Here is a 13,009-nt window from a genome sequence, read left to right as displayed (position 1 = left end):
CAAATTAATTTATTGTACTTCACTCCTTCTCTATCATATACTTATTACAACACAAATGAACGGGAGGCTTTTAACCAATGAACGACTCATCTCATAAAATCGAACAGATTATCGAACAAGTTGAACAAGTCATCGTCGGCAAACGCCGCGTTATCGAACTTAGCTTAACCGCTCTTTTTGCAGGCGGTCATGTTTTAATTGAAGACGTTCCTGGGGTCGGTAAAACCATGCTCGTCCGTGCTCTTGCAAAATCGCTTGATACCACTTTTCAGCGTATCCAGTTCACGCCAGATTTACTGCCTTCTGATGTCACCGGCGTTTCGGTATTTAACCCAGATAGCCGCAAATTTGAGTTTCGGCCAGGCCCGATCATGGGCAACATTATTTTAGCCGACGAAATCAACCGAACAGCCCCAAGAACACAAGCTGCTTTGCTAGAAGGAATGGCCGAAAACAGCGTTACTGTAGATGGGACAACTTATCCACTTGCTGAGCCTTTTTTCGTCATGGCGACCCAAAACCCAATTGAATATGAAGGGACTTATGCGCTTCCAGAAGCTCAGCTTGACCGGTTCCTCTTTAAAATAACGATGGGCTATCCGACAAAAGCAGAAGAAGTCGAGCTGCTAGATGGTGAGCGAAGTTCAGTGGTCCTTTCATCCGTTCAAACAGTTATTCATTCAGATGAACTGGTGGAGCTCAAAAAGATGAGCCAAAAAGTGACACTTTCTGATGAATTGAAAAGCTATATCGTTGAGCTTTCCCAAGCTACGCGGCAACATCAAGCAATTACACTTGGGGCAAGCCCGCGAGCGACAATCGCCTTAATGAAAGCTGTGAAAAGCTTTGCCTTTGTTTCAGGAAGAAATTTTGTTACACCAGATGATATTAAATATCTAGCACCATTCGTTTTTGGACATCGTCTCATTCTGACAGCTAATGCACTCTATAACGGTATCAAGCCGGAACAAGTGATTCATGATATCCTGTCAGATTTAGCCGTTCCAATTGAAAAGGGCGCTTTAAATGAATAAGCTACGCCCCCTTTTTCTTGCCTCTAAATGGTTTGGACTTGCTTTGCTTTTTGTGAGTTTAATTGTCTATGCCTTGTTCCAAGGTGACCATTCTAGTTGGTTTTTAACTTATTTTTTCGGTTTCATTTTATTATTTGTCCTTATTTTTTCCATTTATCGGCTGAAAAATTGGCAACTTATACGGAAATTTGACAAACAAGAATATTTTTCTGGAGATGCGATTAACTTAAGACTATCTTTAACTCGAAAATCGCACTTTCCAGTTTGCTACCTGCTTGTTAAGCAGCCGCTTCCCGGTTCACTCCATGCTCAGCATGTGCTTCGTGAATTAACTTTTCCTTTCTTTAAAAGGAAACTCATGCTCCCATTTGAAACGGTACAAGCCAAACGTGGAATCCATGAATTCCCTCCACTTGAATTGAGAACAAGCGATCCGCTCGGGTTAATTGAACGAAGTATCAGAATGGGGGAACCAAAAACACTCATTGTTTACCCCACTTATTTTCCGGAAATCGCTAACAAATTAAGTGAAGCATCACCGGAACATGGTAAAAACGCCACACACTGGACCATTAAGAAAAACGAAAACTTACACGGTTTGCGTGAATATAACCCTGGAGACAGAGTCGCTTCGATTGATTGGAAAACAACGGCAAAAACTGGCACGATGATGACAAGGGAATTTGAAAATAGTGCTAAAAGTCGTATGAGCGTTGGCTTTTTCGGCTCGCCAGATCCAGATTTTGAAATCGCCCTAAGCGCCGCATATTCATTTGTTCGCAAAATGGTTGAGGAAAATGGGGAACTCCGCGTCGCGCTATTTGGAAGTCCAAGCGAAACATTCGATTTTAACCAAGGGAAAAAACACTTAAGTGAGCTTTCTCATGCTTTTGCAAAAATCAAGCCGCAAGAACCCGCTGTTCTCCTTCCCGAGCTTCAAGAGGAACTCGCGCAAAGCGAGCATTTACTGCTCTTTACATCGACTACGAATGAAGCGCTCCTCCGAGAAGTGCATAAATGGGGCGAAAACAAGGTCACACTTGTCGCGCTACAAGAAAGTGGAGCCAAACACCCACAAATTATTTACTTATCTAAAATGGAACTTTCACACAGCAAAGGAGGCATTTGATGGGACAAAAAACTTTAAAATTCCTGCTTTATGTGCTGGCTATTCTGCTTGTTTCGGAATGGGTCTATCCATTTAGTTACTTAACGGAAACCAACTATTCGGTTTATATGGTGGCTTTTGTCGCTTTATCGCTCGGTTGCTTTTTTATAGGTTTACGATTCTACTATTCGATTCCGCTTCACCTCATTATCCTTGCCCTTTTGATGGCACTCTTATTTAATGGTGGTAATCTTTTTGATCCATCATTCTACTCAGAACTGACTAGAATGGTCATAAACGGAATCAGCCATATGATTCATCTTAATGCCACTGAAATCGGTGACGAATTTATTTTTATGACGTTTCTCATTGCACTATGGTTGCTTGCTTACATTACTTCTTATTCACTGCTAAAGAAAAGCCGGATCATGAGCATCCTAGTTCTCACAGTGATTTATGTTGCTATCATTCATACCTTCACAGACTATCATGGTGAACTGGCACTTGTTCGAACTGTCATTATTGGTTTTTTATTGCTTCACCTAACATTAACAGCGCGACTTGGTTACGCAAGTCAACTAGACTCAACAAAGCGGGTTGCTACTTATCATATCGGATTTCTCGCTACCTTAGCTATTATTACGGGGCTTTCGCTTTTTCTTCCTATCCATCAACCTGTTTGGAACGATCCTGTTCCTTTTATTCGCCAAACACTTGGAATAGATACAACAAGAACGGTCGGTTATAGTGAAGACGATACGGAACTAGGTGGAGCCCTTGAAGCTGATTATAGTGAAGTATTCCAAGTCACTACAAAACATCCACATTACTGGCGTGTTGAATCCAAACAAACCTATACTGGAAAAGGCTGGGCTCAGCCAAGTACGGCAAATCCAGAGCATTTTAATAGCTTGGCAGACTTCCCTGTTAAACTGAATGAAGATTATGCTGAACAAAGTGAACAAGCAACGATTCGCTTCACAGCTTCTAATGACTATCTTGTTTATGCTTATGGCACACAAAATGTTCAGTCAACAGCTGGGCCGTTCCGTTATGTTGCATCTAATGAAAAGGTCACACCTAAAGGTTCCATTAAAAATTACTCACTAGAAATAAAGCGGCCCACTTATGATATTCGGAAGATGAAAGAAGCAGCCTATACGGCTTTGCAAGATGAATTTGTGGAGCGCTATACACAGCTTCCAAACAGCCTTCCAAAGCGTGTCAAAAATCTCGCAAATCGGCTGACAGAGTCTGAAAGTGATACGTATGAAAAGGTAAAAGCTATTGAACGCTATCTAAGCTTCTCTGGTGAATTTCGCTATAGTACGAAAGATGCGACAGAAACGAAGCGCGGGGCTGATTATGTCGATCAATTTTTGTTTGAGACTAAAGTTGGCTACTGTGATAACTTCTCAACATCAATGGTTGTCATGTTACGTTCACTTGGGATACCTGCTCGTTTCGCGAAGGGATTTACGTCTGGAGAAGAGATTCGAAAAGATGGTGCCAATACGATTTATAAAGTTCAAAATAACAATGCCCATTCTTGGCCAGAAGTTTATTTCCCTGGAACAGGTTGGGTCCCGTTTGAACCGACGGCAACCTTTCATAATCCAGAAGCTTTCACAAATACGACTGGTGATCATCGTCTAGATGCTAATCAAAATAGTCAAACCGAAAATCGCTCGGATACAGCCGCTAAAGAAGACAAATCAACTAAAAAAGAAGAGAATACTAAAAAACAGCAGGAAAACAAAACTTCCCAAAATAGTACGAAGCAAGAAACTAGGCGCCAAGATAAGTCATTTCAGCTTCCTAAATACATTTACTGGATTTTATATGGCTTTGTAATCCTTCTGCTTACTTTCTTAGTTGTAAAGCGGAAAGCACTATTGCTGCGCTATTTTAAATGGCAAATCAAGCACGACAGACTTCCATTTGAAGTTGCTTATCGCAAATTGCTAAAATTCTTTAGTAAGAGCAGAGAGCCAAGCGAGACCCTAACAGCTTATGCAACACGAATCGACATTTCCGCTTTCACAGAACTCACAAAACAATACGAAGCCTACTTATACGGCGGAGTTCATTTCCAAAATGAACAAATAAAACCTGCGTTTCTAGCTATCATTGAAGTTTTAGAAAGTCAAAAGAAGCGAAAAAACTTTAAACGCTAACCTGAAACCAGTAAAACTAACTCTTGAAAAGCTAAATTTGAGTGCGGCATTCGACGCGAATAAAAAAACTAGGCTATTGATTTCTCTGCGCGAAACAGGAAATCGATAGCCTAGTTTGAATTTATTTTGTTGTGTAGTAAGTATCTCTCTTCAAAAAACTCCTTTACTAAATATCTGGTATTTAATATGCCACGTTATGATAAGCAAGAAGCACGCGATTATTTTGCAAGTCTCATCCATCTTTAAACAGAACTCCTCTCTCCAGGATAATAGGAGAGGGGAGGTATTCTATTATTGGAATATCGTTGCTATAGAATGATCGTCTCCCAACAAAAAAGCCCATGTTTAGGTAACATGAGCTTTTTGAGGAATTTAATTATTTCGGAAGTCTTGAATTAATGATTATTCGCCATACCATTCTTCTTCAGTATATTCATATTCTGTTCTAAAATCTTCTGAGTATTTTTTGTAAATATACCCATCTACAACCGTTGTTGCATTTAAAAGTAGGGTAGGAAGTAAAGTAATTAGAAATAATACAAGTAATGCAATACAAACAAAAACAGATGCGATAATGGTTCCAGCAAATGTACCATTTAGTCCAGCAAGAAAATCTGCGTCAGTTCCACCAAACCACCATTTATTTATTCTATATAACTGCATACCTGCAATAATAATTATGCTAAGACTCACTAAAACTATAGAAAGTATCCTAATAGCCTTAATGGATTTCCTTTTTCTTAACTGCTTTTCTTCTGTTTCTAAATACCTGGTCTGCACTTTTTCTAGTAGTTTTAACTTGATTACATAAAAAGATAGGCTATATCCTATTAATATATAGACAATAGCAATTACCCGATTTATAAAGCTACTATCTGTTACCTCTAGACTTGAAATATAGAAAATAAGAGCCGTTTGTACAAATAAATAGATAGCAATATTATAGATAGCCGTTTTAAAATAGAGACTACTTCTAAAATACCCTATGACTGTTACTAAAATAATGATCGCTGCGATGATTGGAAATACAAACCAGTTGTTGCTAGAAAAAAGACATACTAGCAATGAAACCACAGCAAAAATAAATATTTTTAATGTTTTAGATAATAGCTCTTTTCCCGTTCCATTTAATGTTATACAAATCTGATTTAGCGAATTCTTTTCTAGAGCTTTTTCAAAGGAGATTTGATTTACAATCTTTGAAAATAAACTCATTAATTTCCCCTCCAGTTTTCAGAAGGAGCATTATTCGTTCCTACTCCATGCTTATTTGATTTTGGCTCATATTGAGTTCTAGGGTTAAAATTCGTACTACCACTATTCTCCGTACCATTCTTTTTCCGTAAAGCCATATTCATTTCGATATTCTTCAGAGTATTTTTTAGTTAGTCGAGCTTTTACATACTGAGAAGGTAAAAAAATTAAAGTGGGTAATAACGTAAAGCCAAACAACAAAACCAACAAGCCAACTCCCCAAATCGCATAGACTAAAAAACTGGGGTCATCAACACTTGTATTCATATTCATAAGCCACCATTTGTTCCCTCGATAGAATAGGAGAGCTAACACTACAATAGCTAAAAAAGCACCTAATAACCGAGTAATTGTTTTTGAAAATACACTTTTCTTATTCTTAGATGTGTTTTGGAAAGACTCCCTTAAGTACGCTCTTATCCGAGATCGTATAAGTAAAAAGGAGAGACCATAAGCCAAAAGAATATAGAATAAAGGAATGAGATGATAACTATCCGCTTTCACGCGTAAAAAAACAATTAAAAAAAAGATTGCATCAGTCTGCCACACTAAAAACAGAATCATGTTGTAATTTAATACTTTGAAGATAGGTTTTAAAGCTATATATCTAATTGACAAAATACACAAAATGATAAAAGCAATAACTGCGTATATCGCATAATAGTTGGTTGCTGGTAAGCTTAACAATAAAGCAAACAATGCACTTCCTATTATCTTTCCAACAGATGAAGATGTCTTCTCTTTTGTTGCTTGAAGTTGTAGTATTTCCTGCTCACTTGTTCTATCTTTTGCCTCTTCATAACTTACATTATTTTTCTCCATACCATTCTTCCTCGGTAAAATTAGTTTTCTTCCGAAATTCTTCTGGGTATTTCTTAATCACTTGTCCACGAACGAAAAGATTTGCTTTGAAAAGGAAAAATGTCGGAATCAAAGTAATAACTAGTAGCAATGGTATCCCAAAAACGACACCTATCACATCATCCATTAAACTACTAGAACTACCACCACTCATATTTGTCATATTCATAATCCAAGACTTATTTATTCTATAAAATTGCATAACTACTAGGGCAATTACTACAGAAAGCCCAGAAAACTTTAACATGACAGTCAATATTTTTGAGACTTTAAAATTTTGGCCAAAGGTTTTATTAATTTCGTCTAGAACCATGTTCTGTTCAACCTTATAATAAAGATATATAAAAACTAATATCGCCATCAAAAACACTAAAAAATTTATGATATAATTTCCTTTTGTTATTCCTAATCCTACCGAAAAATAGGATATATATGCTAGTTTAGCTATCGAATAACAATAAGCTTTGTATCCATAATTTTTCAGAAAGGGAGGGTAAACTTTAAAAAATTGGTAGCACATCAAAATTATAATAAGAACTTCTGCTACAATCACAATACTATTAGAAAATATTGAACTGGTTTTAGTCATATCTAAGGCAAAACTAAAAGTCATTAAAACTGGAAAAACCAATCCTACTAATAAAATAATTATTTTTTTCATTTCAACGGGAAAACTTTGTTTCTTTTCACCGTTCATAACTTGATAGATATCTTTCATTTTAAGAGAGCCATCTGCTTCTTCCAAGGAAATAGACGATAAAAATTCTTTATCTTTCTTCATTTTGCACCCCAAAATTTCATTCCATATAACTCCCGTTAAATAATAATTTATATTCTAACTAAATATACTCACTATTATTATTTAGGAAGCCGTTATTAAAACCACCTATTTCAACGCGATCTTTCAGTTCTCCAAACCAATCTTCTTTAATTTTAGCAGTATTGCCTTCATTTAAACGTTTTTTCTTTTATCATAAAATTTATATTGTTTTTCCATCCATATCTTTTTATCACTTTCAGTTATAAACGTATGTTTTTCATCTATCCATTTCAAACCATCTTTTATGGAAGGAGTTTTATTTAAAAAGGAAACATCTGATAACCCGCCTTGTCCAAAACAGCTCACAAATCCGCCAGTAACTCCAAAAGAGTCTCCATTTCGTGCCCTCTTTCTCCAAGGAAATCTATATTAGTCATGGTCAATATAGACTTTTCAACTTGCTATTTTTCTCCATACCATTTTGTTCTCATAATCTCGTATTTTTCTCGAAACTGTTCAGCATGATTTTTTAATAAAATTCCCCTAACAAAAATTTCGCTATTAAAAAAGATAGTAGGTAGTAGAGATATGCCAAGTGCTAGTAATACAACTCCTAAATCACCAATCGTCGAATACACTAATGATAAAGGACTATCCGTATGTGTAAAAATAAAATAGGATTTACTTACCCGATAGCCTTGCGCAACAACAATTATTATTATTAAAAGAACAATCGGAAAGCGACTTAACATCTGTCTCCATTTTTTCATATGATATTGTGCGCCATACTTCTCGTTGAGTTCCTCATATATTTGTGTATCAATAATTACTTTCACTAATTTATATACAATTAAATAATATAAAATAAGAATGATTTCCACTAATATCGGACTATACTTATTAAGTGATCCAATTATTGTAATACTACTATATCCTGTGACACTAATTTCTAATAATAAAAAAGTCATTAGTCTAAAGTTAAACTGATTCAAATAAGGAAATCCACTTTTCCTGTATATCTTATAGTATACATATATATTTAATAAAACTATCATTATTTGTTTTATATATTTTTCATATAACATTTATAAAAAGCCTTATCTGTAGATATGAAAGGGATATCCGTATCCGATTATCCCTTTCTATCTCACATTGCTTGTTATTTAATCATCCCACATTTTTTCTCTTTTTTTGTACGACGAAATACATAACCGCCTAATAGAATGAAGGCTGCGCCTAATCCAATCAGTAAGCTGTTTTCTGCTGTCTGATCTCCAGTTTTTTGAACTTAGCCATGAAGGATATGACACAGAATTAGCACGATTATTCTCACATTTGTCTGGGACTCTTTTATATGGGGAACGGGAGAATCGTTTTACTTAATAAAATAAAAAAGAGCATCTATAAGAGATGCTCTTTTTATCTGATAAATTCTATTTATTCTCACATAAAATACTCCTGATACTACTAGAAGCAAGATAATTAATGGACTTATCAAAGATCCGTAAAACTGATATGCTCCAATAACTTTTTAAATTGAACAATTTTAAGTAAGTCATACACCCTTGAAATGTATTTTATAGGTCACATTATAACAAAAGACTTTTGGTATTACAAAGGCTAAATTTAATCCGTTCTTTTTACTTCATGTTCCACAAGATTATTTAAAAACGAAAGAATGAGTATAATCAGCATTGAGATAACTATTTAAGAAGTTACTTTGTAGAGATAAATTTTCCAATAAGATTGTTTATTATTGAAGGCTTTCTCAAATTTCAAGTTTTGTTCCGATGCATTATCAATAGGTACAGCTGATAATATGTACTCTCCTCCGAGTGATCGAAATGCCTTTAAATTGAAATCCAAGTGCTCAATATGCTTTTTAGAAGTTTTACCAAAAGCATAATTTTTCCCAAGTTCCGCTGAGAATAAATAACACCGATTTCCCCAATTATCATAATAGTCTTCAAGCGTATGACTCTTCTCAAGCTCCCCAGCAATGATTTTCCGAAATTCTCGCTTGTAGGTCAGTGGATAAGAATTAACATAGCCATCAACCGTATAAAAACCATTTTCTTGGGAAATAGATGGATGTAAGCCAATGCTTCCCACTCGATAACTAGATTGAGGTTTGCCAATGTACTTTTTAATCGCCTCAAATTGTTCTGTTGCATAAAACTGATTAATACTTGGTGCACCCACTCGGTAATGATAGTAGAGCTCAGGGTTATAAGAAAAAACAACAAGGAGTTGTAACGCTATTACAACATAAGCAAGTTTTTTCCACCAAACACCCATTTTTAATAAGTAAACAACAGCTAGAGCAAAAAGGCCATAGAACAAGAAAGGCTGTAAAAAGTGAAACCTCGAAAAGTTAAAGGTTCGAATTATTTGGACATGCTCTTTAATGGGATTCCATCCGTCGAACCACCAAAATCCATACCAAAAAGATAAAAATAATGTGAAAATGAACATCCATAAAAACAGCTTTTCTTTTTTCCATTCTCTACGAAGAAGAATAAGAATGAAAACGAAAAGGATAGTTGGTAAAATAACAAAACCAGCAAGCGATTGATCATGTGTATGGCCATTCACAAAATTCTTCAAGCTAAGTTTAATCGAACGGCCTACACTTAAATGGTTGAGTCCAAAGTCACTTCTTGAATCCGGTTCAGGATTAAAAAATAGCATATGAATAAAACGATAATTCACACCCATATAAAGGATCCCCATGTACAAGATGCTAAGTAGGAAACGGATATTCACTTGTTTTTTCTTAAAGAGGTCAAAAAGCCAAATAAATCCAACCATCACTAAGAAGAAACAAAAACCTAAGATTAAACTAGAATAAAACGGAAATAAGGTTAAAATCACTATATTCCAAATGCTTCGCTTGTGATTTCTAATATTTAAAAATGCCCATAAAGCAAGAGGCATCCCTAATGTACTAAGCATTCCAGATGGCCAGTAAGGGGTTAGTGCAAAAGCAAGGGATATAAAATATAACGGAGCAATATATTTTTTATCCTTTATTAAATAATCTCTTGCCCATAAGAATAGTCCTAGAAAAGCAAACACACGAGTAATCAATTGACTTATCGCAAAAGCAATGGGTGTACTGAAAAATAAATAGAGCCAATCAATACCAACAAATTCCGAATCAAAAACGTCTCTTGAAACGCTTCCTCCCATTATTTGATCAATAGTTGCTGTACCCACTTTTGCAGTGTATTCTCCGCTGTTTAAAACCATTTTGTACCAAGTAACATTAGAATCTAGATTATCATGAATCCTCACATGACTATTTCCACCCAATATAAATAGGGGTGCCACATAAATCATCAATAATAGAATGGCAATAAAAAGCCATTTATGTTTTTTCATCATTGCTTTTCCTCCGATGCCCGTGAGAATTTGAACATGTTGCTTAAACTTGTTTAGAAAATTTTTTATTAGACCCGTCCCTTTTATGCCCTTTTCATTAAATGGCTACGGCTTGTTCTTTTTAAATGACCTATTTTTCTCTATTTAAACACCCGTTTATAGCCCATATAAAAGGCTTCTTGCATTTCCACAAAAGAAAAAAATAAAACCAATTCCCCCTTGCCTATCATCAATAAATTGGAAACCATTTTACTATAACATAACCTAAAAAAGAACACTACAGATATAGTGCTCCAAAACGTTTGTATATTATTCTACAAAAAACACTAGTTTACCATGAAGTATCCGACGTTCTATTTTATCAAGCTCCACTAACTTATTACCCCTGATAGAGCAGTTTCGATTAGTCTCCTAATTAAAGCACGCTTGCTTAAAAATAAATTCAAATTTATCCTAGCCAAGCTTGAAAGGATAATTATTTTTGATTTTGCAAAATTTCTTTAATCAATTGAAACCTATTTCATGTATATATGTAGTAAGCAAATTCACTTATAGATTAATAAGGTATTAGCAAGCCCCATTTTCTAATTTACAAAAGTATTCCATCATTTAAAATTTCTCTTTAGTTTTCCATTTAGAATACATCTGTTTGACTAGTTCTTTTCCTGAGTCACTCATGACAAGATTTAATTCAGGAATCCGAATAGATGACAAGTTTTTATCATTTATCTCAATTTCTATTTCCGAGTCAAATGGATGTTTTTCCAAAAAAAGTGTTAATTCTGCCAATCCAGCCGTTCCACTAGAAGCGGTATAGTATTTTTCATACGTATTTCCATTCTTCTCTAACTGAATGACCACAAATAAAAGAGCCTTCCCTTCTTGAGTACCCGTTTTCCACCACTTTAGCTTGGCATTTACTTTCGACGTCAGCTTATCTGCTGCTTTTTTCGCCTGCTTTTGATAGAAAATCAAACTCACGATCGAAGCGATAAATACAAGGATCCCGACAATCAACAAAACAATCCCCCAAGTTTGACTTAAAAAAGCGAGGGAGAAAAGCGAACCCACCAAAGAAAGAATTAAAAGTAGAATGCTAATATCCGCAACTTGATTATTCACAAAAATCACCCCTCAAATACATGCTTCATTTTTGAATAAAGGAATTCTAATTCAGAAATCAAAGGTAAGAAAGTTTCTACTGGATTCATTAAATCGCGTTTTTCAAAAATGACTCCTACCCCAAGCCCATTCTTGTTATCAAGCTCACTTAAAATTTCTTTTTTAACACCTGCCTGAAAATCCGTAAGCAGTAGAAACGGGGTAAACTCTTCTTTTGCAGACGTCCAAACGCTATAATGATTCACCTTTTTTATTTCTGGAAGTAGCGATAGTAAATAATGGTTATGTAAGGATACATCAAGTAGTGAACTTTTCGCCTTATACGCTTGCCATTCAAGGCCTACTTTCAAATATTTCGCATTCCATAGCAAACTGATACACGTTGCATTTTGCTCCCAATTAATGAAACGAAATGTTGCAAAAAAGTGCCCTTTCATTTGCCAGCCATTTGTCCAACTTTCAATATAAGGCTTCGCCAATTCGGAGTTTGCCGGTAATCCTTTGTATATCGCCAGCACGAGTTCTCGCCATTCTTGCCAGAGCCTTTTCCGCTCTTTTTTTAGAATATCTATTTCTTCTTCCGTATAAATTTCTTTCAATTTACGGAACTGCTTTTCAGGTAAATAAAGCGCATCAAAATCTGAAGCCGTTAATTTCATGGGATTTCCTTCTTTTGGTTTAATAATGGTTACTTATTTGAATAAATTATACCGCCGCCAAGTGAAAAAAGCCAATTTCCCCATAAAAAAGCAGAGAAAGCTTCGTCTAACTCGGCTTTCTCTGCGCGTTTTGCCGTTTCTTGATTAAAGCTTTTCCATCGCCTTATCTGGCAATTTTTCACGCGGCACTTCTTCATAAGTTTCCACGTAAGCTCCTTTTGAACTTAGTTTTAAAAAGCGGTCCTGCTTGAGTTCACCCATCGCCATAAATTCAATCGTTCTTGTTTTTCCATCTTGATTCACAGCAGTCAATTTATAATTTGCATTCCCGTGTTCATCTACATTGACAGGTTTGCTAGTTTTTACATAAACGGCTTCTTCCTTTACGAGTGGATTGAAGCGATCTATAATTCCTGCCATCTCCCCCGATTGATTGGCAGTCATAAGTTTCGCTCCTCCTAAAGCAAGTCCTACAATCACAACAAATCCTAAAATCCAGCCTATTAATTTTTTCATTCAAAAACGACCATCCTTTCACTCGTTTCCCGTCTTTCTACTATAACGAAAAAAAGAGCTCTTTCCATCCGTCAGAAGCAAGAGAGGAGTCTACGGCTCTAGTCGTAAAAATTATTACAAAAAAACCGTCCAAA

General features: G+C 35.6%; 11 protein-coding genes and 1 pseudogene. 3 read left to right on the top strand and 9 right to left on the bottom strand.

The window, feature by feature from the left end; translation table 11 throughout:
- The first annotated feature begins 77 nt into the window (after positions 1-77).
- Genes HB912_RS00510 through HB912_RS00500 form a run of 3 tightly spaced genes read left to right on the top strand, consistent with a single transcriptional unit; the run spans position 78 to position 4,319 of the window.
- Positions 78-1,034, top strand: coding sequence for an AAA family ATPase (locus HB912_RS00510; protein WP_185371734.1), 957 nt, complete (start codon positions 78-80; stop codon positions 1,032-1,034).
- Positions 1,027-2,163: a DUF58 domain-containing protein gene (locus tag HB912_RS00505; protein WP_185371733.1), complete on the top strand. Its 1,137-nt coding sequence runs from the start codon at positions 1,027-1,029 to the stop codon at positions 2,161-2,163. Before HB912_RS00510 ends, HB912_RS00505 begins: the two co-directional genes overlap by 8 nt.
- A complete protein-coding gene (locus tag HB912_RS00500) occupies positions 2,163-4,319 on the top strand; it encodes a DUF4129 domain-containing transglutaminase family protein (RefSeq protein ID WP_185371732.1) in 2,157 nt (718 codons plus the stop codon). Before HB912_RS00505 ends, HB912_RS00500 begins: the two co-directional genes overlap by 1 nt.
- Before the next feature lie 402 nt (positions 4,320-4,721).
- Here HB912_RS00500 and HB912_RS00495 read toward each other — a convergent pair whose 3' ends face one another.
- From HB912_RS00495 to HB912_RS00455, 9 genes and pseudogenes are all read right to left on the bottom strand, one after another.
- On the bottom strand, positions 4,722-5,534 hold the full coding sequence (locus HB912_RS00495) for a hypothetical protein (RefSeq protein WP_185371731.1): 813 nt from the start codon (positions 5,532-5,534) through the stop codon (positions 4,722-4,724).
- A gap of 102 nt (positions 5,535-5,636) precedes the next feature.
- A complete protein-coding gene (locus tag HB912_RS00490; RefSeq protein WP_185371730.1) occupies positions 5,637-6,395 on the bottom strand; it encodes a hypothetical protein in 759 nt (252 codons plus the stop codon).
- Complete coding sequence (locus HB912_RS00485) at positions 6,382-7,215, bottom strand: hypothetical protein (RefSeq protein ID WP_185371729.1); 834 nt, start codon at positions 7,213-7,215, stop codon at positions 6,382-6,384. Before HB912_RS00485 ends, HB912_RS00490 begins: the two co-directional genes overlap by 14 nt.
- A gap of 440 nt (positions 7,216-7,655) precedes the next feature.
- On the bottom strand, positions 7,656-8,186 hold the full coding sequence (locus HB912_RS00480; RefSeq protein ID WP_185371728.1) for a hypothetical protein: 531 nt from the start codon (positions 8,184-8,186) through the stop codon (positions 7,656-7,658).
- 167 nt (positions 8,187-8,353) lie between these two features.
- Positions 8,354-8,464 (bottom strand): annotated as a pseudogene (locus HB912_RS13385) (LPXTG cell wall anchor domain-containing protein); the annotation flags it as partial.
- A gap of 437 nt (positions 8,465-8,901) precedes the next feature.
- On the bottom strand, positions 8,902-10,581 hold the full coding sequence (locus tag HB912_RS00470) for a DUF6044 family protein (protein WP_185371727.1): 1,680 nt from the start codon (positions 10,579-10,581) through the stop codon (positions 8,902-8,904).
- Between the two features lie 606 nt (positions 10,582-11,187).
- Positions 11,188-11,700, bottom strand: coding sequence for a hypothetical protein (locus HB912_RS00465; protein WP_185371726.1), 513 nt, complete (start codon positions 11,698-11,700; stop codon positions 11,188-11,190).
- Between the two features lie 5 nt (positions 11,701-11,705).
- Positions 11,706-12,359 carry an HI_0552 family protein gene (locus tag HB912_RS00460; protein ID WP_185371725.1) on the bottom strand — a complete coding sequence of 218 codons (654 nt, stop codon included), beginning with the start codon at positions 12,357-12,359 and terminating at the stop codon, positions 11,706-11,708.
- A gap of 144 nt (positions 12,360-12,503) precedes the next feature.
- Entirely contained in the window at positions 12,504-12,875 is a 372-nt protein-coding gene (locus HB912_RS00455) for a YxeA family protein (protein WP_185371724.1), read from the bottom strand.
- Positions 12,876-13,009: the final 134 nt, after the last annotated feature.

It is taken from the genome of Listeria aquatica (genome assembly GCF_014223975.1).
GTDB lineage: Bacteria > Bacillota > Bacilli > Lactobacillales > Listeriaceae > Listeria > Listeria aquatica.
This window is presented reverse-complemented; position numbering and strand designations above follow the sequence as displayed.